Source organism: Cupriavidus sp. H39 (assembly GCF_050271075.1).
GTDB classification, from domain to species: Bacteria; Pseudomonadota; Gammaproteobacteria; order Burkholderiales; family Burkholderiaceae; genus Cupriavidus; species Cupriavidus necator_B.
The window spans coordinates 898,435-920,921 of sequence record NZ_CP189846.1; the positions used below are offsets into that span (position 1 = coordinate 898,435).

Consider the following 22,487-nt stretch of genomic DNA (forward strand, 5'->3'; position numbering starts at 1 on the left):
CCGAGATGCCTTGTTCAAGCCGATGACAATGTTCCCTTTCGCGCCCTCGTCCCTGCGTTCGCCCGCGATGCCCGCGTTGCCCGCGATCCCCGCGTTGCCCACCGTGCCCTTCGCCCGCCCCAATGACGCGCTCAGCCTGCTCAATCCCGACGGGCTGTACGACCCGCGGCCCAATGGCTATTCGCACGTAGCCGTGGTGGAAGGCCCGGTCCGCATGGTCTATGTGTCGGGCCAGGGCGGCGAAGACGCGGCGGGCTGCCTGCCGCTGGATTTTCCGCGCCAGGTGGCGCGCGCCATGCACAACCTGCGCATTGCGCTGCAGGCAGCCGGTGCCGACGTCGGCGACGTGGCCAAGCTCACCGTGCTGGTGGTGGACCACTCGCACGACCGGTTGCGCACCTTCGGCGCGGCGCTGCGCGAGATGTGGGGCGATAGGCCGACGCCGGCCTGCACGCTGATCCCGGTGCCGCGACTGGCGCTCGACAACATGTTGTTCGAGATCGAGGCGACCGCGGTGCTGCCGGCCTGAGGCACGGCCGCGGCCCCCACTCAGCGCGCCGCGGCGCTGAAGGTCTTGTTGACGATCTTCCAGACCCCGTCGATCTCGAGCAGCGTCATGTAGTCGGTGAAGGTCACGCCCGGATATTCCAGCACCACCTTGACCACGCCGGCATTGCCGACCACATCGAACTGCGTGATGAAGCGCTTGCGCTGCGCTTCGTCCGCGGCCGGATGGCCCGGGCAGCGTGCCGAGGCGAATTCCTCGACGGTCAGCGCATGCAGCTTTCCGTCGCGGTACGAGACGATGCGCGCGTCCGCGGCGAAGGCCTTGTACATGAATTCGGCCTTGCCGGTGATATGGCCCTGCAGGTAATCCTCGATCGGCGCGAGCGCGGCGACATGGCGGGAGGTCAGGCCCGTTTCCGAATACGTCATGGTCTTCTCCAAAACTGGGGCGGCAGGGACTGCGCCATGCCGCGACGTTGAAAGCGCTGATTGTATTCCAGTTTTGTATGCAAAAGCTCCGCGACGGCAACGCTCACACCGATGTGGCGATGTGCTCACGCAGCCAGCGGTGCGCCGGATCGCGATGCACGCGTTCCGGCCACAGCATCGACATCTCGTAGCCAGGCACCTCGACCGGCGGCGCCACCACGCACAATGCCGGCACGCCGCGCACCAGCCGCTCGGGCACCATCGCCACCAGGTCGGTGCTGGCAACTGCCGCCGTGACAAAGAGAAAGTGCGGCACCGACAGCACCACGCGCCGCTGCATCCCCGCCTGTGCCAGCGCATCGTCCGTGACGCCGTGAAAGCCGCCGCCGTCCGGCGACACGATCACGTGCTCGAGCGCGCAGAACTGCGCTAGCGTCGGCCGCCGCTTCAGCCGCGGATGGCCAGCGCGGCCTGCCAGCACATAGCGCTCGGTGAAGAGCGCGCGCCGATGCAGCCCGGGCGGCGAGCCGTCGGTGGTGTGGAAGGCCAGGTCCAGCTCGGCGCGCTCGGCTTGCCGGGCGATGCGCGTCGGCACCATCTCGACTACAGCCAGCCGCGCACCGGGAGCCGCCCTGCGCAGGCCCTGCAGCGCTGGCAGCACGACGGTCGATTCGCCATAGTCGGTGGCTGCCACGCGCCAGGTATGGCGCGACGTGGCCGGGTCGAACGGTGTGTCGGCGGAAACGGCCAGCGCCAGTGCGCCGAGTGCTTCGCGCAACGGTTCGCGCAGCGCTTCCGCCCTGGCGGTGGGGCGCATGCCGCGCGGGCCCGGCAGCAGCAGCGGGTCGCCGAAGTGATCGCGCAGCCGGGCCAGATGGACGCTGACTGAAGGCTGCGACAGATGCAGCCGCTGCGCCGCGCGGGTCACGTTGTACTCGGACAGCAGCACATCCAGCGTCACCAGCAGGTTCAGGTCCAGCCGCCTCAGACTGGCTGCAGAATTAGTCATGGCAATACCTGGAATATTGGATATTCATTTCCAATATACCGGACAACTGCCTATGCTGGCTTCACCAAAAACTTTGTGAGGCCACCGCCATGAACGTACTGCTGGTCTATGCCCATCCCGAACCCCGCTCGCTCAACGGGGCGATCCGCGACTTTGTCGTGCAGCGGCTGCGCGCAGCCGGCAACGAAGTCCAGGTTTCCGACCTGTATGCGATGCAATGGAAGCCGCAGCTCGATGCCTTCGACTCGAAGGTTCCGCCGGCCGACGCGCCCTTCCATCCGTCGCTGGATTCGAAGCACGCCTTCGAGAACGGGCTGCAGAGCGATGACATCGCACGCGAGCAGGACAAGCTGCGCTGGGCCGACGCCGTGATCCTGCAGTTCCCGCTGTGGTGGTTCTCGATGCCGGCAATACTCAAGGGCTGGGTCGAGCGTGTCTATGCCTATGGCTTTGCCTACGGCGTTGGCGAGCACTCCGACGAGCGCTGGGGCGACCGCTATGGCGAGGGCACCCTTGCCGGCAAGCGCGCGATGCTGATCGTCACCACCGGCGGCTGGGAATCGCACTACAGCGCGCGCGGCATCAACGGCCCGATCGACGACATCCTGTTCCCGATCCACCACGGCATCCTGTACTACCCCGGGTTTGACGTGCTGCCGCCGTATCTGGTGTATCGGACCAGCAAGGTGGATGCGGTGCGCTTTGGGGAGATTCGCGAGGAATTGGGCCAGCGGCTGGATACGCTCTGGACAACTGCTCCGATCCCATTCCGGCGGCAGAACGCGGGGGACTACCGGATCCCGCAGCTGACGCTACGCGACGAGGTGGCGCCGCAGACCGTCGGGTTCGCGGCGCATGTGGAGGCCGCACGGGTCTGACCGCGCGCGCGGGGTCTATTCGGCGCGAATATCCGCCCGCGCCGCCACCGCCCGCATCTCCGGCAGCTCCTTCTCCACCCGCGCCTTGACCGCGGCACCGTTGCCATAGGCGGGCGTCAGCGCCAGCTCGACCATGCGCGCCCTGGTTGCCGGCGCGTTGGCGACGTCGGCCAGCGCCTTTTCCAGCTTCTGCTGCACCGGCCCGGGCAGGCCCGCGGGCGCCATCAGCGCGAACCACGTGCCCATCTGGAAACCGGGATAGCCGCTTTCCGCTACGGTCGGCACCTGCGGCAGCGCCGGCAGGCGCTGCGGCGACAGCACCGCCACCGGCCGGATCTTGCCGCCCTTGATCAGCGGCAGGGTCGCCACCACGGTATCGACGGCCACCTGCACCTGTCCGCCAGCCAGCGCGGTCAGGCTGGGGGCGCTGCCGTTGAACGGCACGTGCACCATGCGGATACCGGTGGCGGTCTTGAGCATCTCCGCGCCGAAATGGACCGAGGAACCCGCGCCGAACGAGCCGTAGGAGAACTTGTCAGGGTTGGCCTTCGCCTGCGTCACCAGGTCCTTCAGCGAGGCGATGTGCGTGTCGGGGTTGGCCACCAGCACCAGGCTCATGTCGGCCACCAGCCCCAGCGGTGTGAAGCTCTTGATGGGGTCGTAGCCGAGGTGCTGGCGGATCGCCGGGTTCAGCGTCAGCGTGGTGCTGGCCGCCAGCAGCAGCGTGTAGCCATCGGGCGCGGACTTGGCCACTTGGGTGGCGCCGATCACGGTGCTGGCACCGGGCTTGTTCTCGACCACCACTGGCTGGCCGAGCTTTTCGCCGAGTCCGACTGCCAGCAGGCGGCCCAGCAGATCCGTGGCGCCGCCCGCGGCGAAGGGCACCACCAGCCGGATCGGGCGGTCCGGCCAGGACTGCGCCTGCGTGGCGGAGGGCGCGGTGGACAGCACCGCGGTCAGCGCGGCGGCGCAGGCGAGAAACAGCTTCGGGGACGTTGCGGTCATCGTGGGCACTCCTGCGGGCAGTTGTTGGAATAGAAGGCAGTCGGAAGCAATGCGGGGCGGTCTGAAGTGGGCGGCACTGCCCGGCTCAGCCCAGCCAGGGGCTGCGCACGCGCGAAAAGCCGCCGGCCTGGTCGTAGGCATGGCCCAGCTGCAGCACCGCGGCGTCGGCCTGCGCCGGACCGATGATTTGCAGGCCGGCGGGCAGGCCCTGCGGGCCGAAGCCGGCGGGGGCGGCCAGCGCCGGCAGCCCGGCCATGGTGGCCGGCACCACCGCCTGCATCCAGCGGTGATAGGTGTCCATGTCGCGGCCGTCGATGGCATGCGGCCAGTCCCAGCCGGCATCGAATGGGAACACCTGCGCGGCCGGCAGCACCAGGTAATCGAAGCGCTCGAACAGCGCGCGCAGCGCCTGGTACCACGCGCTGCGTTCGGCCATGGCCTCGTACACGCGCGTGCCCGCCAGCGCCAGCCCGCGTTCGATTTCCCAGACCGCTTCGGGCTTGAGCAGCGCGCGCTTGGCCGGGTCGCGGTACAGCGCCGCGTTGGCGCCGGCCACCGAGAAGCTGCGCAAGTCGATCCAGGCGCGCCACAGGCGTTCCAGGTCGAATTCCGGCAGCGCGGCGTCGATGGTGCAGCCGAGCGTGCGCAGGTGGGCAAGGGCCTGCACGCAGGTGTCGAGCAGGCCCGCTTCGGTGGGCAGGTGCCCGCCCAGGTCGCCGAGCCAGCCGATGCGCACGCCGGTCCAGTCGCGTTCGGGCGGCAGCGCAAAAGTGCCGGGCGCCTCGGCGCGGCGCGTCAGCGGCAGGCGCGCGTCGAAGCCGGCCTGCACCGACAGCAGCAGCGCCAGGTCCGGCACGTTGCGCGCCATCGGCCCGGCCACGCTGAACTGCTGGAAAAACACTTCGTCGCCCGGGCCGTGCGGCACGCAACCGACCGAGGTGCGCAGCCCATACACATGGTTGAACGCCGCGGGCGTGCGCAGCGACCCCATCATGTCCGAGCCGTCGGCCACCGGCAGCATGTGCAGGGCCACCGCCACCGCGGCGCCGCCGCTGCTGCCGCCGGCGGAGCGGGTGGGGTCGAAGGCATTGCGGGTCGTGCCGTAGACGGGGTTGTAGGTATGGCCGCCGAGGCCGAATTCCGGCGAGTTGGTGCGCCCGACAAACAGCGCGCCGCCGGCGCGCATGCGCTCGAAGATCACGGCATCGGCGTCGCTGACCTGGCCGGCGAAGATGGGCGAGCCCTTGGTCGTGACCATGCCCTTGGCTGGGCTGATGTCCTTGGGGGCCTGCGGGAACCCGTGCAGCGGCCCGCGGCTGGCGCCGCGCGCCAGTTCGTCATCCAGTCCGCGCGCCTGCCGGCGCAGCGTGTCGCGGTCCACCGCGGCGACGATGGCGTTGACGCGGGGATTGTGGCGGTCGATCTGGGCGAGGAAGGCCTCGAGCACTTCCACGCAAGAGACGTCGCGCGCATGGATGGCGCGCGACAGCGCGACGGCATCGAGATCAGTGATGGATTCAGGGGTCTGGGCGATCGCCATGGCGAGAGGTCTCCGGTGTTGTCGGGGAAAGCATACGGGCGGGGCATGCTTTCCCGCAATCGACGATTTTTTCAAATATCCTTGCGTAAAACGCAAACCAGCCGGAGCCGCCCCACCATGTTGTCGCATCGCCTGCAGGACACCTCGCTGCGCTATTTCCTTGAAGTGGTTCGCAGCGGCTCGCTGACCGAGGCGGCGCAGCGGCTCAATGTGACCGTGTCGGCGGTGAGCCGGCAGGTCGGCGCGCTCGAAGCGCTGCTCGGCGTGCCCTTGTTTGACCGCCGCCCGCGCGGCATGGTGGCCAGCGCCGCCGGCGAGTTGCTGGCGGCCTATGCGCTGCGCGGCGCGCTGGAAGCCGACCGGGTGGTGTCCGAGATCGCCGCGCTGCAGGGCCTGCGCCGCGGCCGGGTGCGGGTCGCCAGTTCCGCCGGCTTTGCGATCGAGTTCCTGCCGCGCGTCATCGCCGAGTTCCGCCAGCGCTATCCGGGCCTGCAGTTCCACGTGCGCGTGGCGCCGCCGGCCGATGTCACCGGCATCGTGCTGCATGGCGATGCGGATATCGGCATCACCTACAGCCGCGCCGCCGAACAGGGCATCCGCGTCGCACACCGCCAGGCCGCGCCGGTGATCGCCATCATGCGCCCGGACCATCCGCTGGCGCGCTTTCGCAGCGTCACGCTGGCGCAGATGCAGCCGTATCCGCTGGCGCTGCCCGAGGGCGACAACACCGTGCGCCAGCTGTTCGACCTGGCCTGCGGCGAGCGCGGCATGGTGTTCGAGCCGGTGCTGGTGACGAACCACTTCGAGACCCTGACCAGCTTTGTGCTGCACGGCGGCGGCCTGTCGATCTCCGGCACGGTGACCGTGGGCGACCGGGTGCGCCGCGGCGAGCTGCATGCCGCGACCATCCGCGAACGCGGCATGCGCGGCCGTGCCATCGAACTGCAGACGCTGGCCGGCCGCACGCTGCCGGAGGGCGTGCGCGCGTTCCTGGGATTTGTCCGCGACCAGTTGGTGGCGGAGGCGGCGGCCGGGTTGGCCGGCGTGGCCGGTTCGGGCGTGGCTTAGCCCGCCCGCTTGCGCCGTGCCGGCGGACCCAGCACCACCCAGGCCGGCGCATGGTCGCTGGGATGGTCCTCGCCGCGGACCCAGCGGTCCACGCCGGCGTCGCGCAGCCGCGGCGCCAGCTCGGCGCTCAGCAGCAGGTGGTCGATGCGCAGGCCGGAGTCGGTCTGCCAGTGCTGGCGGAAGTAATCCCAGAAGGTGTAGATCGGCGCATCGGGATGGCGCTGGCGCAGCGCATCGGTCCAGCCCTGCGCCAGCAGGCGCGCGTACGCGTCGCGGCTTTCCGGCTGCAGCAGGGCGTCCTTGCGCCAGGAGCGTGGGTTGTAGATGTCCTGGTCGGTCGGCACCACGTTGTAGTCGCCGGCCAGCACCACCGGGTGGCCACTGTCGAACAGTTCCTGCGCGTGCGCGATCAGCCGTTCGAACCAGGCCAGCTTGTAGTCGAACTTCGGTCCGGGCTGCGGGTTGCCGTTCGGCAGGTAGAGGCAGCCGATCACCATGCCCGAGACCGCGGCCTCCAGATAGCGGCTGTGGCTGTCGTCGGGGTCGCCGGGCAGGCCGCGGCGCACTTCCACCGGTTCCGCCCCGCGCGCCAGGATGGCCACGCCGTTCCAGGACTTCTGGCCGTGCCAGATCGCGCCATAGCCGGCTTCGCGGATCTCGCGCGCGGGAAAGCTGTCATCGGCGGTCTTCAGTTCCTGCAGGCAGACGATGTCCGGTGCTTCGCGCGCGAGCCAGTGGCACAGCGCGCCCACGCGGCTGCGGATGCCATTGATGTTGAAGGTGGCGATCTTCAGTGTGGACGCGGGCATGCGATGCGGGCGGTGACAGGATAAACAAAAAAGCCGGCGGAACGCTCCGCCGGCCACTTGCCTTATGCGCGCCAGGTGCTGCCGGTGGTTGCGCTGGAAGCGCTGCCGGCGGTGGTGCCGCTCACACTGCCCGAGCCGCTTGCGCTGCCTGCGCTCGGTGCGCGGCTGGACGAAGCGCCCGGGCTGTCGCTGTCGCGGCGCACGCGGATGTCGTTGTTGACGTCCTTGACGCCGTAGGTGCTGTCGGCCATGTCCTCGATGTAGTACTTCTGGCCGCGGTCACGCACGGTGCCGGTCAGCGACACCACGCCCTCGCTGACCTCGACGCTGACATCGCTGACATCCACCCCGCGCGCGTAGCTCAGCCGCTCGCAGATCTGGTCGCGGATGCGGTCGTCGCTGCGCTGGTAGCCGCGCGGACCGGAGCGCCGTTCGTGCTCGTCCGGCGTGCCGAACCAGTCGCCCACGACCTCGCCGATGCGCCGGCCGAGGTTATAGAGCACGCCGTGGTCGCGGTCGTCGTCGCGATCGTCATCGCGGGAGTCATCGGTCTCCCACCCACGCCGCTGCGCGTACTGGCGATATCCGGGGCTGTGCTGCGCCGCGTAGCGGCGCGCCTCGTCTTCATCGTCGTCCGGTTCCGTCCAGTAGCGGGTGTCGCTGCGCAGGTCGCTGAAGTAGCGCTCGCGGCCTTCGTCGCGGGACGAGCCGCGGGTTTCATAGCGCTCACGTCCCTGGTAGTGCTCGCGCGGTTCGCGTGCGCGCTCGGTACTCTGGCGCCACTGCCGTTCCGCGTATTCGTCATCGCGTTCCCATGCCTGCGGGTCGCGCCATTCGCTGGCGCGTTCCCAGCCGTAGCCGCCATTCAGGCCGTAGCGCAGGTTGCTGCCATAGCGCGCTTCGCGCGGGTGGTCGGGGTAGCGTCCGGCGCCGTACTGCTCGTTGAATTCCCGGGACGGGCGGGCGGGGCCGCCGTAGCTGGTCTGGCCCGGGGCCATTTGCTGGCGTCTGCGCTGCGCTTGCCAGCGGTCGCGTTCGGACTCTGGCTGCCAGTCATCGTCGTCCCATGCCTGGCGGCGTTGGCGTTGATCGCGCGCTTCACGCTCATCGTAGTAGTAGCCCATGCTGGTTTCCTGACAAGTAACGCCATGTGCGGAAACCGGCGCAACAGCGCGCCGTTTACCGCTGGCGGGTATCAGCAATGGGCAAGATTCGTACCGTGCGGCAGATGGCCTTGCGGCCACGGCTGGCCGGGACCCGACGAACAGGTGGCCGTGCAACGGTTTCAGAGCGTGTAAGGGATGCAGCCTGCGCGGCGGAATGCGGCGGTGTCGCCACGCGGAGCGGTACGCAAACGATGCGGTGCGGCGCCCAGCGGCCGATCGGGTGACAGCGCCGGCGCCCGTTCCGCGTTGGCCAGATTACTTCTTGCTGGTCTTTGTCGATTTAGCCTTGGTGCTGGTGGCGGCCTTGGATGGGGTTGCCGTGCTCACCGGCGCGGCTTCGATCTTCGACTTGGCGAAGGCGAAATAGCATTCCTTGTTGCTGCTGTTGTACATCTCGGAATCGCTGGTCGCCAGCACGCCGGTCACGTTGATCTTGTCCCCGGTCTGCAGGTTGCTGATCTTCTTCTGGTTGACCAGCATCGCATAGCGCATCAGCGCCTTGCCGGTGCACTGCGGATTGACCGAATCCTTGAAGTAGACCGCGATGGTGTCGTCCGACCGGCTCAGGCCGTCCACCTTGGTGATGCGCGAGACCGTGCCCGAGACCAGGATGGCCTGCGCATCCCACTTCTTCTTGGCCGTGATTTCGTTCTTCTTCCAGTCCGTCCAGATGTCGCCGAGCGACGCCGGCTTGGGGTCGGCCAGCATGCGGAAGTCGCCGCTGAGCACGTCGCCGGTGCCGTCGAGCACGCCGCCGATGGAGGACATTGCGCCATCCATCGATTCACAACCGGCCAGCAACCCGGCCAGGACCAACCCTGCCATCAGTTTTCCCGTCTGCATTTTGCTTCTTCTCCAGGTCCGCCAGCTCTATCGGCCGACGCCGGGGCATTGTATGCGTACATCTTGCAAAAACCAACAGAACTGCCAAAAGCGCTACAACGGTCAATAAAAGCGCACGGGTATCCCCCGAACGGGGTTGGCCTGGCCGCCCCCCGCCAGCAACCGGACCGCTCCCGCGCCTCCCCAGGATATGGGATGCGCAAGCGGCGCCGCCGTGCGATGGATAGGGGCGGCGTTTACCCTGAAGCGGCCGCCGGGCCGTCCGAACGCGGGCGGGATATGTCAGAATCCGCCGTCGTGCCGGCGCCCCCTGCGCACAGCGCGGCAACACAGGGGGCGCACCGCGGCGTGGCTCGGGAATACAGGCATGGCAAGCACAACAACAGTCCTCATCGTCGAAGACGACCCCCTGGCGCTGCGCCGGCTGGTGCAGGCGGTCGACCTGCATGCAGCGGATGCCGCGGTGGCGGGCTGCGCCTCTACCGTGGCGGAGGCGCTGGCGTGGCTGGCGCAGCACCCGCCCGACGTGCTGCTGTGCGACCTTGGCCTGCCCGACGGCAGCGGCATCGACGTGATCCGCGCCACGCGCAAGCGCTATCCCGCCTGCGACTGCATGGTCGTGACCGTGTTCGGCGACGACCAGCATGTGCTGGCCAGCATCGAGGCCGGCGCCATCGGCTACCTGCTCAAGGATGAAACCACCGACCGCATTGCCGCCTCCATCGGCGAACTGCGCGCGGGCGGCTCGCCGATGAGCCCGCTGATCGCGCGGCAGGTGGTGAACCGGCTGCGCGGCGCGCCGCCGGAGGCGACGGCGCGCGATGCCGCCGGCGCGGTGGTGCTGTCGGTGCGCGAGAACGAGATCCTGGACCTGATCTCGCGCGGCTATACCTACGCCGAAACCGCCCGCTACCTGGGGCTGAGCGTGCATACCGTGCAATCGCACATCAAGAACATCTACGGCAAGCTGGCCGTGCGCTCGCGCGGCGAGGCCGTGTTCGAGGCCGCCAAGCTGGGTTTGCTCAAGTCCTTGTAGGCGCCATGCTGTTCTGGCCGCGCCTTTTCCGCATCCTGTTTGCCGTGCTGCTGGCGTGCGCCTGCCTGCTGCGGCCTGGCATCGCGGCGGCGGACACGATGGCGCTGGCGGAAGCCACGCGCTCGGGCACGCTGGACGACGGCACCGTGCTGGCGGCGCGCGCGCTGACGCTGCCCGACTACTGGGACCGCGTCATGCCGGGCCAGTCCGGCACGGTGGTGTACGAACTGCGCTTCGATCGCAACTGGCCCGGCGCGGCGCCCGGGGGACTGTTCGTGCCCTGGGCCGGGGGCAGCTACGAGGTGCGCCTCAACGGGGTACTGCTCGCCGCCGGCGGGCGCCTGGACGCGCCGTCGTCGGCGCTGGCCAAGCGACCCTATTACGTCGCCGTGCCGCCCGAGCTGGCGAACGCGCACGGCAACCTGCTGCGCATCACCGTGGCGGCGCGCGCGTACGCGCGCTCGGGCCTGCTGCCGGTGACGGTGGGCCCGGCCGCCGAGGTGCGCGCGCAGTATGAGCGGGCCTTCCTGCTGCGGGTGGTCGGCCCGCTGATCGCGGCGGTGCTCAGCGTCGTGCTGGGTGGCCTGGCCCTGCTGATCTGGTGGCGCCAGCGCGATCCGCTGTTCGGCCTGTACGGGCTGGCCGAGATTGCGTGGAGCGTGCGCCTGCTCGACTATTTTGTCGATGACCTGGCCATCCCCGCGGAATTGCGCGGCTATATCGTCGCCGCCGCGCGCGAAGTGTTCCTGGGCGCCATCGCCAGGTTCTGCCTGCTGGTGATCCGGGTGCCGTGGCGCTGGCTGCATCGCACCCTGAACGCCTACCTGTGGCTGGCGCTGCCGGTGATCGCGCCGCTGGCCGCCATCTCCAGCCATCCGCTGGTGTTTCCGCTGAGCTGGCTGGTCAAGGTCGGCATCATCCTGACCGTGGCCGGCGCGATGGTGTGGGGCGCGTTGCGCCGGCCCAGCCGCGAGGCCACGCTGCTGGCGGTCACCGTCGGTGTGTCGGCGGTGCTGTTCCTGGCCGACTGGATCAAGGTCTGGCTGACCGGCGACTATTACTGGGTGCATTCCATGACCCGCTATGTCTCGGTGCCGTTCAGCGTGGTGATGGCGTGGATGCTGGTCGAACGCTATACCAGCGCGGTGCAGAGCCTGCAGAACGCCAACCAGGTGCTGACCGAGCGCGTCGCGCAGCGCGAGGCGCAACTGCGCGCGGCGTTTGCGCGCACGCAAAAGATTGACGCCGAGGAAACCGCGCTGCGCGAGCGCGGGCGCATCCTGCGCGATATGCACGACGGGCTGGGCAGCCAGCTGGTTACCACCTTGTCGATGCTGGAGTCGGGCAAGGCCAGCGGTTCGGAGGTTGCCACGCAGGTGCGGCATGCGCTGGATTCGCTGAAGCTTTCCATCGACGCCATGCAGGACACCGGCGGTGATCTGGCCGCGGTGCTGGGCAACCTGCGCTACCGGCTGGGGCCGCGCATCGCCGATGCGGGGCTGGAGATCCACTGGGAGGTAGAGCGCCTGCCCACGCTGCCCCATTTCTCCGCGCGCAAGGTGCAGGAACTGCAGTACCTGCTGCTCGAAGGCATCACCAACGTGCTGCAGCACGCCGCGGCGCGCGCGCTGACCGTGACCGCCCAGGCGGACCCGGGCGCGCAGGCGATCCGCATCACGCTGGCCGACGACGGCCGTGGCTTCGATACCGAGGCCACGCGCGGCGGGCGCGGCTTGCGCAACATGCAGGTGCGCGCCGCGGCGATCGGCGGCCAGTTGCGGATCCGCTCGGCGCCCGGCGGCACGGCGCTGACGGTGGAGGTGCCGCTGGCGCCGGCGCAGGGCGATGAGGCGGGCGCCCCAGGGGAAGGGACCGCGCCCGCGGCATAAGGCCGGCCCCGTCTCACCGCGCCGCGCCCTTCGCCAACAGCCGCACCGCCAGCGCGGCCAGCGCCGCGGCGGTGGCCAGCGCGGCCACGCCGGTCCAGCCAAAGCGCGCCAGCGCCACGCTGCCCAGCGCCGCGCCGGCGGCCATGCCGGTGAACATGCAGACGAACAGTACGGCATTGAGGCGGCTGCGCGCACCCGGATCGATGCCATAGACGATGGTCTGGTGCGCGACCAGTGCCACCTGGACGCCCAGGTCGAAGCCGATGGCGCTGGCGCCGATCAGCCACAGCTGCGCCTGCGGCGCCAGCAGGGGGCTCAGCAGCATGGCGGCAAACGACAGCGCCGCCAGCGCCGCGCCAGCGCGCGTCACCCGTTCGGGACCGCCGCGGTCAGCCAGGCGGCCGGCCAGCGGCGCACCCAGCGCGCCGGCGGCACCGGCCAGGCCGAACGCGCCGGCGGCCTCGCTGCCCAGGTGGAACGGCGCGCCGTGCAGCATCACCGCCAGCGTGGACCAGAACGCGCTGAACCCGACCGCAAGCAGTCCCTGCGCCAGCGCCGCGCGGCGCAGCGCGCCATGCGCCCGCCACAATGCCCCCAGTGAGGCCAGCAGGGCCCGATACGGCAGCGCCGTGGCGGGGGCCAAGCGCGGCAACTGGCGCCGGGCGACCAGCGCCACCGCCACGATGCTGGCCGCAGCCAGCAGGAACATCGCGCGCCAGCCGAAATGCGCGGCGACGAAGCCGCTGACCACCCGCGACAGCAGGATGCCCAGCAACAGTCCGGTCATCACGTTGCCGACCACTTTGCCGCGCTGCGCGGCCGGTGCCAGCGCGGCGGCGGCCGGCACGATGTCCTGCGCCAGCGTGGCGGACAGGCCCACCACCAGGCTGGACCCGAGCAGCATGCCAATGCCCGGCGCCAGGCCCGCCAGCAGCAGCGCGCCCGCCAGCGCCACCGCCTTGGCCACGATGATATGGCGCCGGTCATAGCGGTCGCCGAGCGGCGCCAGCAGCAGGATGCCCAGCGCGTAGCCAAGCTGCGTCAGGGTCGGGATGGCACCGGTGGTGGCATCGCTGGCGTGCAGGTCCGGGGCCATCACGCCGAGCATGGGCTGGCTGTAGTACAGCGAAGCCACCGCGAGCCCGGCGCCGGTGGCAAGCAGCATGACCAGCCGCGCTGGCACGGCAGGGTTGTCCAGCGTGGCGGCGGGCGAGGTGGCGGGAACGGGGGACATGGCGGTTTGCGCGGTGCGCGGCAAAGTTGGGATGGCCCGAAGTGTTGTCCGCGCGCGCCGATTCTGGTAGAGGTGCCGGATGAACAATGGCTATACGAGACGCGTATGAAACGCCAGCCAGCCGCCGCCCCCACCACCGCACACGCCATGGCTGCGCCACGCGGCGCGCCCGGCCCCGACCGGATCGAACTGATGCAGACCTTCGTGCGCATCGTCGAGGCCGGCAGCCTGTCGCAGGCCGCCGCGCAGCTGCAGACCACCCAGCCCACCGTCAGCCGGCGCCTGCAGACGCTGGAACGCCTGCTGGGCGTGCGCCTGCTGCAGCGTTCCACGCATGCGATGAAGCTGACTGAAGACGGCGCGCGCTGCTACGAGCGCGCGCGCGAACTGGTGGCCGACTGGGCCAGGTTCGAGACCGACGTGCGCGGCGTGGGCCATGCGCCCAGCGGCACGCTGCGCGTGGTGGTGCCGCACGCGTTCGGGCAGGAGTTGCTGGTGGGCCCGCTGGCAGACTTCCTGCGGCAATACCCGCAGGTCGCGGTGGAATGGCTGCTGCACGACCGCACCCCGGATTTCATCGCCGAAGCCATCGATTGCGCGATCCATGTGGGCGAGGTGCATGAGCCCGGCCTGGTGGCCGTGCGCCTGGCGGAAGTGCCGCGCGCGGTCATCGCCGCGCCGTCGTTGTTCGACGGCAAGCCGCTGCCGCGCCGCCCGCAAGACCTGGAAAGCCTGCCATGGCTGGCACTACGCACCTTCTACCGCAACGAGATCGTGCTGCAGAACCTGCAGACCCAGGCACGCCAGGGCCTGGCCTTCGCGCCGCGCATGAGCACGGACAGCCTGTACGCGCTGCATGCGGCGGCCCGGCTGGGGCTGGGCGTTGCCGTCGGCTCGTCGTGGATCTTTGCCGACGACATCGCCAGCGGCAGGCTGTTGCACCTGCTGCCGCAATGGCAGGCCGAGCCGTTGCCGATCTACCTGGTCTATCCGCATGCGCGCTTCTATCCGGCCAAGCTGCGTTTATTCGCCGACGCCATGCGGCAAGCCATCCCGACCGCCGGCATGGTCGAACGGGCGCGCATGCCGCGCGGGATGCCACAAGCGCGCCGATAACGCCTATCCTGTATCGGCCACTACCTCTGCCGCGGGCCGCCCCGCGCCTCGACCTCATGGTGCCTGCGTGATCCGCCGCGTCTTTCCCAGGTTTCGAACAAGGGGCCGAATGTTTGCCTTTGCCGCCGCCGTCGTGTTGCTTGCCCTGGCGGGCATCGTTGCCTACAACCTGATCGGCGGCGAGAAACGCATCGAGCGCCGCCTCGATCGCCTTTACAGCCTGGAAGATCCGCAGTTCGCCCGTGAACTGGGTGTGTTGCTGGGCCCGCCCGTGCTCGACGGCAACCGCTACCGCGTGCTCAGGAATGGCGACGAGATCTTTCCGGCGATGCTGGGCGCGATCCGCGCCGCGCAAAAGACCATCAATTTCGAGTCGTATATCTATTGGTCCGGCGACATCGGCCATGACTTCGCCCAGGCCCTGGCCGAGCGCGCCAGGGCCGGCGTCAGCGTCAAGGTGCTGCTGGACGCGGTCGGCAGCTCCAAGATCGACAAGGCCGCGCTCGCACTGATGACGGAGGCCGGCGTGGATGTGCGCCACTACCATCCGGTGCGCTGGTACACCGTCGGCAAGCTGAACAACCGCACCCACCGCAAGGTGCTGGTCGTCGACGGCAGGATCGGCTTCACCGGCGGCGTCGGCATCGCGCCGGAGTGGACCGGCCATGCGCAGGATCCCGACCACTGGCGCGATACGCATTTCGAGGTGGAAGGCCCGGTGGTCGGGCAGATGCAGTCGGTGTTCCTGGACAACTGGATCAAGATCAGCGGCGCGGTGCCGCATGGCCCCGACTACTTTCCCGAACTGCCGCCGGTCGGGCAAGGCCGGGCCCAGATGTTCAGCAGTTCGCCGACGGGCGGCAGCGAGAGCATGGCGCTGATGTACCACCTGGCGATCACCGCGGCGGCGCGCAGCATCGACCTGTCGGCGGCGTATTTCGTGCCGGATGCGCTGACCGAGAAGGCCTTGCTGGCGGCGCTGGCAAGAGGCGTCAGGGTGCGGGTGATCGTGCCGGGCGAGCATATCGACTCGGAAGCCGTGCGTTCCGCGTCGCGCGCCCGCTGGGGCGATCTGCTGAAGGCCGGCGCGCTGATCGCCGAATACGCGCCCACCATGTACCACTGCAAGGTGCTGATCGTGGACGAACTGCTGGTCTCGGTCGGGTCCACCAACTTCGACAACCGGTCGTTCCGGCTCAATGACGAAGCCACGCTCAATATCCTTGACCCGGCATTTGCGGCGCAACAGACCCGGATCTTCGAAGCAGACCTGAAGCTGTCGCGCCCCATGACCTTCGAGGCCTGGCTCAACCGGCCATGGCGCGAGCGACTGCGCGACCGGCTGGCCTCGCTGATCGGCGCTCAGCTGTGACCGGGCCCGGCTTACGGACGCGATAGCAGGCGTCGCCGACGCGGCCCCGCAAGGGTGCGCCAGGCTCTGGCCCGGTGCGTATTCCGCCCCATTTCAGCCCTTTTATTGCACCGCATTTGCGCATCGTCAAAAAGGCGGCCGCCTGCGCTTCAGCCGCGAAAATCCGGGCCGATAGCAGGGAAACCAAGCCCCTCTGTGACGATCGATGCCTGCCCTTTTTCTTCCTGCCGAGCGCCTGATGGCGCGCCTGAATATCCAGCGCAAACTGGCGCTGATCGCCGTGTTGTTCCTGCTGCCATTGGGCGGTGCGTTGTCCGTGGTGCTGGGCGATGCCGCGCAGGCGCGCCGCACCACCGGCCAGGAAATCCGCGGGCTGGCGGTGGTGGGGGACACGCTCGACTTCATGCGCGAGACCCAGGTCCGGCGTGGCGCCGCGCATGCGGTGCTGTCTGGCAACGCCGCCTTCCGCGCCAGGTTCGACCAGGCCGACGCAAAGGCGGCGGCCAGCCTGGCCGCATTGGCGCGCGGCATTGCGCAGAATCCTGACTTCGGCCTCGCGCCCGGCATGCGCCAGCTGGAGCAGGACTGGCAGCAATTGCGCGGGCTCGGCCTGGATAGCCAGGCAGGGCCGCTGTTCGAGCGCCATAGCGCGCTGGTGCGGCAAACGCAGGCGTATATCGCCGACGTGGCCGAGCGCTCGCAACTGACGCTGGACGGTGAAACCGGCTCGTACTATCTGGTCAGCCTGCTGGCGGGGGCGATGCCGCGACTGGCTGAGCTGAGCGCGCTGGCGCGTGGCCGCGGCGCCGGCATCATCGCGCAGGGCGGTTATGCCGATGCCACCCAGCAGGCGGGACTGGGCGCGCTGTACGAACAGATCGATGCCGGCCTGGACACGATACGGCGCGACATCGCGCGCGTGGGCAAGGCCTCGCCCGCTTACCGGGCACGCATCGACGCCGCCCTGGCGCGGCTGGGCGCGATGGACCGCTTCCAGCGCACGCTCCGGTTGCGCATGCTGGGTGCGGGCGGCATCGGCATCGATGCCAGGGCCTATTTCGACGAAGCCACCGCCGCCATCGAAGGCGTCGCGGACGCCAGCCAGGCGTTCGTCGCCATCGCCGCTGAGATGCTGGCGCAGCGTGCCGCCGCGCAGGCGCGGCAATTCGCGTGGCTGGCCAGCGTTGCGCTGGTGACGGTGGGTGCCGCGTTCTACCTGTTCATCGGCTTCAGCCGCGGCATGCGCGCCGACGTGCGCCAGGTCGCCGGGATGGTCGCGCGCATCAACGCGGGCGACCTGACCGTGCGCCTCGCGGTGCGCGGGCGCGACGAACTGAGCGAGATCAAGCGGCACCTGTTGTCGCTGGCCGAAGGCTGGCGCGGCCTGATCGGCGACACCAAGGCCGGCGCGCACAACGTGCTGGCCGCCGCGGGCGATATCGCACAGGGCAATATCGACCTGTCGCAGCGCACTGAGGAACAGGCGTCGTCGCTGGAGCAGACCGCGGCCAGCATGGAGCAGCTGACCGCCACGGTGCAGCAGAATGCCAGCAACGCCGGTCAGGCCAGCGCGCTGGCGCGCGAGGCGTCCGCTGCGGCACGCGCTGGCGGCGACGCGGTCGGGCGCATGCAGCAGACCATGCAGGCGATCGACGCCGATTCGCGGCGCATCGCCGACATCATCGCGGTGATCGACGGCATCGCGTTCCAGACCAATATCCTGGCGCTGAACGCGGCGGTGGAAGCCGCGCGCGCCGGCGAGGCCGGCCGCGGCTTCGCGGTGGTGGCCAGCGAGGTGCGCGGGCTGGCGCAGCGCGCCGGCGCCTCGGCCAAGGAGATCCGCATGCTGATCTCGCAATCCGGCGAGCGCGTGGCCGCGGGCAATACGCTGGCGCTGGACGTTGCCGCGACGATGGCCGGCACCGTCGCCGCCATCGGCCGGGTGACGGCGATGATGGATGACATCAGCCAGGCCTCGCGCGAGCAGAGCACGGGCATCGGCCAGGTCAACCAGGCGGTGGCGCAGATGGACCAGGTCACGCAGCAGAATGCCGCGCTGGTGGAGGAGGCGGCCGCCGCGGCGCAGTCGCTGCAGGCGCAGGCGCAGCAGATGCAGCGCGCGATGGCGGTGTTCCGCACTGAGGCGCAGGCGGCCTGATGACGCGGGCGCGGCTCAGCGCCGCAGCAGCCAGATCACGACCGAGACCACTACCGACACCAGGATGCAGGTCGTGATGGGCAGGTAGAAGCTGAAGCCGTCGCGGACGATATGGATATCGCCGGGCAGGCGGCCGAGGCGGTCGAACGGCAGCCTGGACAGCCAGGGCCAGGCGGCGCCGGCGGCAAGCAGCACGGCGCCCAGGATAAGGAGGAGGCGTTGCATGGGAAGGAAATCGCGAGGCCCTCTTTGAGGCGTTTGACCGGCGATTCGACGCATTGATTCCAGCCCGTTGCGCGAGCCCAGCCGGTCAGCATGCTGGGATGTTTCAGAGGTTCTGGAATGTAAATTGAAGACTGGCGCTTTTTACATGAAATTTCCTTATCTGCCTTCCTATGCTTAATGGAAAATTTCATGCATAAGCCAATGGTTGGAAGGAAGTGCCGCGAGCCACATCGAGATTCGTTTAAAGAGCGGGAAAATAGAGAATTCGTAGTGAATTCCGTCGCACCGGCCGACGCATTTTTGCCGGGTTAACGCCAATTCTTGGCCCAGGTGCCCGTTGCCTAAGATTCGTTCAATTAGAGAACGTGAGTTCGCTATTAGAACAATCGCGAGTGCGCGATTTCCAAGGCAGACGGAGACAACAGTGCCCCAATCCCTCCCCTCCAAGGCTGGCGTCGTGGACGTCCAGGCCCTGATCGACGGACAGCGATTCACTGGTTACCAGTGGCTTATCCTTGTGCTTTGCTTCCTGGTGGTAGCCGTAGACGGCTTCGATACCGCCGCCATCGGCTATATCGCGCCGGCGCTGGTGCAGGACTGGGGGATCGAGAAGTCGGCCCTCGGGCCCGTCATGAGCGCCGCGCTGTTTGGCCTCGCCTTCGGCGCGATCTTTGCCGGGCCGCTGGCCGACCGCATCGGCCGCAAGAAGGTGCTGGTGCTGTCGGTCTTCTTCTTTGGCGCCTGCAGCCTGGCCACGGCCTTCGCTCCCACCCTGGGCTGGCTGACGGTGCTGCGCTTCCTGACCGGCCTGGGTTTGGGCGCCGCCATGCCCAATGCCGTGACGCTGACCGCCGAGTTCGCACCGCAACGCCGCCGCGCCGTGCTGGTGAACACCATGTTCTGCGGCTTTCCGCTCGGCTCCGCCGCCGGTGGCTTTGTCGCCGCCGCGATGATCCCGCACTTCGGCTGGCACAGCGTGCTGCTGCTCGGCGGCATCGTGCCGCTTGCGCTCGCGCTGCTGCTGGTGGTGCTGCTGCCTGAATCGGTGCGCTACATGGTGTTGCGCAACTATCCGGCCGACCGGATCCGCCAGCTGCTGCGCCGCATGACCGGCGCGGACGTGGGTGAGGCGAACGCCTTCATCATCGGCGAACAGGCGCCCGCCACCCGCTCCGCCGTCGGCACCGTGCTGGCTCCCGGCTACCGCCTGGGTTCGGCGATGCTGTGGTGCACCTACTTCATGGGCCTGGTCATTTTCTACCTGCTGACGAGCTGGATGCCCACGCTGATGAAGGACGCCGGCTTCTCGATCCAGCACGCGTCATTCCTGACGGCGCTGTTCCCGCTGGGCGGCGGCATCGGCACCATCGCGGCGGGCTGGTTCATGGACCGCTTCAATCCGAACAAGGTGATCGCCATCACCTACGCAGCCACCGGCGTGCTGATCTACGCCGTGGGGCACGGGACCGGCAGCCAGGTGCTGCTTGGCGTGCTGATCTTCCTTGCCGGCACCGCCATGAACGGCGCGCAGTCGTCGATGCCTTCGCTGGCGGCGGCGTTCTACCCGACCCAGGGCCGTGCCACCGGGGTGGCGTGGATGCTGGGCATCGGCCGCTTCGGTGGCATCGCCGGGGCCTTGCTCGGTGCCGAACTGCTGCGCCTGCATCTTGGCTTCGACACCATCTTTACGCTGCTCACGGTGCCGGCATTCCTGGCCGCCGGTGCGCTGGTGGTCAAGCATGTCAGCGGCAGCCGTGCGCCGGATCGCGACGCCGCCGGCAGCGCAGGCGTGGCGGCGCACTGAGCATCCACTGATCGTTCAATGAGCGGCAAGCGGCCGGGCCGCGGCGCGGATGCAGTCCGCCAGCGCTTCAGCCATCGGGCTGAGCGTGCGGTCGCCGTGCCGCAGCAGGCCGATCGGTTCCTCCGTGCCCTGCGTATCGAGCGCCAGCAGGACCAGCTCATCCTCGGCCACCGCGCGCTGCGCGGCGGACAGCGGCGCCGCCCACACGCAGTCGCTGTGGCGGGCCAGCAGGCGTCCGAGGTAGGCATCCGAGGTTTCCACGCAGCCGCCCGGCAGGGGCAGGCCGTGGCGGGCGAGCAGGCTTTCGGTGTTGTGGCGGGGGATCGAGCCCGCGGCGGGGATCACCAGCGGCCATGCCAGCACGTCCAGCAAGGTCGGCCGCGATATGGCGGCTACAGGATGCCCGGGGCGCACCGCCAGGGCCAGCGAGTCCGGGCCGAGCGATTCGAACCACAGGCTTTCCATCGCCACCGGGTCGTCCATCCGGCCAATGACCAGATCCAGCACGTCGGCCTTGAGCTGGTCGATCAGGCTGCGGTTCATGCCGGTCTGGACGGCCAGCCCCACCTCCGGATGCGCGGCACGGAAGCGCAGCAAGGCATCGGTCAGCACCGCGGGCACGACGCTGGGCAGCGCGCCCAGCCGGATGCGCTCCTGGGGCTGCGCCTGCTCGCCGGCCATGCTGTCGGCCGCCGCATCGATATCCGCGAGGATGCGCAGCGCGTGCCGCAGGAAGCGCGTGCCGGCGGTGGTCAGTTCGGTGCCCGCGCGCTGGCGCACCAGCAGGCGTGTGCCGGTCAGCTCCTCCAGCTCGCTCAGGGTCTTGGACACGGCTGGCTGGGTCAGCCCCAGGCGGTCGGCGGCACGGCCCAGGTGCTGGGTCTGCGACACCGCCACGAAGCAATAGAGATGCCGCAGCCGCACCCGGTTGCGGAAGACCTCGAGCGCGGGCGGGGCGGTGGTTTTCATGCCTGAAAGTTATCGGAATTCTCAGAAAACTTAATTTACATGACTTTATGTGTTGCTTAAAGTCATTCCATTCCAACCACAAGGAGACTGCGCAATGACCCGCCTTGCCCAGTATCGCCGTCCCTACTGGGACACCCAGCCCGCATACCGCTTCGACCCCTACGCGTCCACGCAGAAGCGCTCGCCTGGCCAGCCGCTGATTGCGTTGCCGCAGTCGCTGTCCGAAGTGACCGGTCCCACCTTCGGCCCCGAGTTTGTCCGCGAAGGGGATAACGACCTGACCGCCGGCAATGGCGGCGAACCCATTGGCGAGCGCATCTTCGTGACCGGCCGCGTGCTCGACGAGAATGGCCGGCCGGTGCCGAACGCGCTGATCGAGGTGTGGCAGGCCAACGCGGCCGGCCGCTACGTGCACAAGCGCGACCAGCATGACGCGCCGCTGGACCCGCATTTCTCCGGCGAGGGCCGCACCGTCACCGACGCCAACGGGCACTACCGGTTCAAGACCATCAAGCCCGGCGCCTATCCCTGGCGCGACCACCACAACGCCTGGCGGCCGCAGCATATCCACTTCTCGCTGTTCGGCAACGCCTACGCCACGCGGCTGGTGACGCAGATGTACTTCCCCGGCGATCCGCTGCTGCCGTTCGACCCGATCTTCAACTGCGTGCCGGACCAGAAGGCGCGCGACCGGCTCATCGCCAGCCTCGACTGGGAGACTACCCAGCCCGAATACGCGCTCGGCTACCGTTTCGATATCGTGCTGCGTGGCCGCGATGCCACGCCGATGGAGTAAGACCATGCTTTACGCCACCGCATCCCAGACCGTCGGTCCTTATCTCCATATCGGCCTGAGCGGGCTGAACTGCGCCGACCTGACCGCCAGCGCGCCGGCACTGGCCGGCCAGCGCATCGTGATCGAAGGCCGCGTCACCGACGGCAACGGCGAGCCCGTGCCGGACGGCATGGTCGAGATCTGGCAGGCCAATCCCGCCGGCCGCTACCGCCACGCCGAAGACACGCGCGAGCTGCCGCTGGTGCCCGGCTTTACCGGCTTCGGCCGCGTGCCGACCGAGGCTGACGGGTCGTTCCGCTTCGTCACCGTCAAGCCGGGCGCCGTGCCCGGTGCCGACGGCCGGCCGCAGGCGCCGCACCTCATGGTGTCGGTGTTCATGCGCGGACTGGTCAGGCACGTTGCCACGCGCATGTACTTTCCGGACGAGACCGCGGCCAATGCGGCCGACCCGGTGCTGGCGCTGGTGCCGGCCGGGCGGCGCGGCACGCTGGTTGGCAACGATGCCGGCAACGGCACGCTGCGCTGGGATATCGTGCTGCAAGGCCCGGACGAAACGGTGTTCTTCGATATCTGACCCGCCGCGCCGGCGGCGACAGACGCATAACCAGATGGTCGTTATCGCCACGACCCCTAC

General features: G+C 69.0%; 21 protein-coding genes. 11 read left to right on the forward strand and 10 right to left on the reverse strand.

All coding sequences use genetic code 11. The features are described 5' to 3' along the window. Positions 1-22 precede the first annotated feature (22 nt). A complete protein-coding gene (locus ACOCMH_RS04610) occupies positions 23-529 on the forward strand; it encodes a RidA family protein (protein ID WP_427307990.1) in 507 nt (168 codons plus the stop codon). A 20-nt stretch (positions 530-549) separates the two neighbouring features. Here the strand turns inward: ACOCMH_RS04610 and ACOCMH_RS04615 are convergent, their stop codons facing one another. Both ACOCMH_RS04615 and ACOCMH_RS04620 read right to left on the reverse strand, forming a co-directional pair. Beyond that, positions 550-936: a nuclear transport factor 2 family protein gene (locus tag ACOCMH_RS04615; protein WP_427307991.1), complete on the reverse strand. Its 387-nt coding sequence runs from the start codon at positions 934-936 to the stop codon at positions 550-552. A gap of 103 nt (positions 937-1,039) precedes the next feature. Further along, positions 1,040-1,945 (reverse strand): LysR family transcriptional regulator, encoded by a 906-nt coding sequence (locus tag ACOCMH_RS04620; protein WP_427307992.1) that lies wholly within the window; start codon positions 1,943-1,945, stop codon positions 1,040-1,042. Between the two features lie 89 nt (positions 1,946-2,034). On the opposite strand from ACOCMH_RS04620, the gene ACOCMH_RS04625 reads away from it, so the two are divergent. Then, positions 2,035-2,823, forward strand: a complete 789-nt coding sequence (locus ACOCMH_RS04625) for an NAD(P)H-dependent oxidoreductase (protein ID WP_427307993.1) — start codon at positions 2,035-2,037, stop codon at positions 2,821-2,823. A 15-nt stretch (positions 2,824-2,838) separates the two neighbouring features. Here ACOCMH_RS04625 and ACOCMH_RS04630 read toward each other — a convergent pair whose 3' ends face one another. After that, complete coding sequence (locus tag ACOCMH_RS04630) at positions 2,839-3,828, reverse strand: Bug family tripartite tricarboxylate transporter substrate binding protein (RefSeq protein WP_427307994.1); 990 nt, start codon at positions 3,826-3,828, stop codon at positions 2,839-2,841. An 85-nt stretch (positions 3,829-3,913) separates the two neighbouring features. Further along, positions 3,914-5,368 (reverse strand): amidase, encoded by a 1,455-nt coding sequence (locus ACOCMH_RS04635; RefSeq protein ID WP_427307995.1) that lies wholly within the window; start codon positions 5,366-5,368, stop codon positions 3,914-3,916. Positions 5,369-5,485: 117 nt separating this feature from the next. Here ACOCMH_RS04635 and ACOCMH_RS04640 point away from each other — a divergent pair, with 117 nt between their 5' ends. Continuing rightward, positions 5,486-6,436: a LysR substrate-binding domain-containing protein gene (locus tag ACOCMH_RS04640; protein ID WP_427307996.1), complete on the forward strand. Its 951-nt coding sequence runs from the start codon at positions 5,486-5,488 to the stop codon at positions 6,434-6,436. Here the strand turns inward: ACOCMH_RS04640 and xth are convergent. The 3 genes from xth to ACOCMH_RS04655 all read right to left on the reverse strand — a co-directional run bounded on the left by xth (position 6,433) and on the right by ACOCMH_RS04655 (position 9,236). After that, complete coding sequence (gene xth / locus ACOCMH_RS04645; protein ID WP_427307997.1) at positions 6,433-7,245, reverse strand: exodeoxyribonuclease III; 813 nt, start codon at positions 7,243-7,245, stop codon at positions 6,433-6,435. The genes ACOCMH_RS04640 and xth overlap by 4 nt on opposite strands. 62 nt (positions 7,246-7,307) lie before the next feature. Then, the gene (locus ACOCMH_RS04650; protein WP_427307998.1) at positions 7,308-8,369 is read right to left on the reverse strand and encodes a BON domain-containing protein; all 1,062 of its coding nucleotides are present in this window, start codon (positions 8,367-8,369) and stop codon (positions 7,308-7,310) included. Between the two features lie 297 nt (positions 8,370-8,666). Beyond that, positions 8,667-9,236 (reverse strand): OB-fold protein, encoded by a 570-nt coding sequence (locus ACOCMH_RS04655; RefSeq protein ID WP_427307999.1) that lies wholly within the window; start codon positions 9,234-9,236, stop codon positions 8,667-8,669. Positions 9,237-9,621: 385 nt separating this feature from the next. Here ACOCMH_RS04655 and ACOCMH_RS04660 point away from each other — a divergent pair, with 385 nt between their 5' ends. Next, positions 9,622-10,290: a response regulator gene (locus ACOCMH_RS04660; protein WP_427308000.1), complete on the forward strand. Its 669-nt coding sequence runs from the start codon at positions 9,622-9,624 to the stop codon at positions 10,288-10,290. Between the two features lie 5 nt (positions 10,291-10,295). Continuing rightward, the gene (locus ACOCMH_RS04665) at positions 10,296-12,179 is read left to right on the forward strand and encodes a sensor histidine kinase (RefSeq protein ID WP_427308001.1); all 1,884 of its coding nucleotides are present in this window, start codon (positions 10,296-10,298) and stop codon (positions 12,177-12,179) included. 13 nt (positions 12,180-12,192) lie between these two features. On the opposite strand, the gene ACOCMH_RS04670 is transcribed toward ACOCMH_RS04665, so the two are convergent. Beyond that, positions 12,193-13,413, reverse strand: a complete 1,221-nt coding sequence (locus ACOCMH_RS04670) for an MFS transporter (protein ID WP_427308002.1) — start codon at positions 13,411-13,413, stop codon at positions 12,193-12,195. Between the two features lie 105 nt (positions 13,414-13,518). Here ACOCMH_RS04670 and ACOCMH_RS04675 point away from each other — a divergent pair, with 105 nt between their 5' ends. The 3 genes from ACOCMH_RS04675 (at position 13,519) to ACOCMH_RS04685 (ending at position 18,059) form a co-directional block, all read left to right on the forward strand. Further along, positions 13,519-14,529 carry a LysR family transcriptional regulator gene (locus ACOCMH_RS04675; protein ID WP_427308003.1) on the forward strand — a complete coding sequence of 337 codons (1,011 nt, stop codon included), beginning with the start codon at positions 13,519-13,521 and terminating at the stop codon, positions 14,527-14,529. A gap of 109 nt (positions 14,530-14,638) precedes the next feature. Beyond that, positions 14,639-15,901: a phospholipase D-like domain-containing protein gene (locus tag ACOCMH_RS04680; RefSeq protein ID WP_427308004.1), complete on the forward strand. Its 1,263-nt coding sequence runs from the start codon at positions 14,639-14,641 to the stop codon at positions 15,899-15,901. Between the two features lie 205 nt (positions 15,902-16,106). Next, positions 16,107-18,059, forward strand: a complete 1,953-nt coding sequence (locus ACOCMH_RS04685; RefSeq protein WP_427308005.1) for a methyl-accepting chemotaxis protein — start codon at positions 16,107-16,109, stop codon at positions 18,057-18,059. A 15-nt stretch (positions 18,060-18,074) separates the two neighbouring features. Here ACOCMH_RS04685 and ACOCMH_RS04690 read toward each other — a convergent pair whose 3' ends face one another. Next, on the reverse strand, positions 18,075-18,284 hold the full coding sequence (locus tag ACOCMH_RS04690) for a DUF2905 domain-containing protein (RefSeq protein ID WP_116341694.1): 210 nt from the start codon (positions 18,282-18,284) through the stop codon (positions 18,075-18,077). A 424-nt stretch (positions 18,285-18,708) separates the two neighbouring features. On the opposite strand from ACOCMH_RS04690, the gene ACOCMH_RS04695 reads away from it, so the two are divergent. Then, positions 18,709-20,088, forward strand: coding sequence for an MFS transporter (locus tag ACOCMH_RS04695; protein ID WP_427308006.1), 1,380 nt, complete (start codon positions 18,709-18,711; stop codon positions 20,086-20,088). A gap of 15 nt (positions 20,089-20,103) precedes the next feature. On the opposite strand, the gene ACOCMH_RS04700 is transcribed toward ACOCMH_RS04695, so the two are convergent. Next, positions 20,104-21,057, reverse strand: coding sequence for a LysR substrate-binding domain-containing protein (locus ACOCMH_RS04700; protein WP_427308007.1), 954 nt, complete (start codon positions 21,055-21,057; stop codon positions 20,104-20,106). 94 nt (positions 21,058-21,151) lie between these two features. Here ACOCMH_RS04700 and pcaH point away from each other — a divergent pair, with 94 nt between their 5' ends. Further along, a complete protein-coding gene (gene pcaH, locus ACOCMH_RS04705) occupies positions 21,152-21,853 on the forward strand; it encodes a protocatechuate 3,4-dioxygenase subunit beta (protein WP_427308008.1) in 702 nt (233 codons plus the stop codon). 4 nt (positions 21,854-21,857) lie between these two features. Further along, positions 21,858-22,427, forward strand: coding sequence for a protocatechuate 3,4-dioxygenase subunit alpha (pcaG, locus tag ACOCMH_RS04710; protein ID WP_427308009.1), 570 nt, complete (start codon positions 21,858-21,860; stop codon positions 22,425-22,427). Positions 22,428-22,487 lie beyond the last annotated feature (60 nt).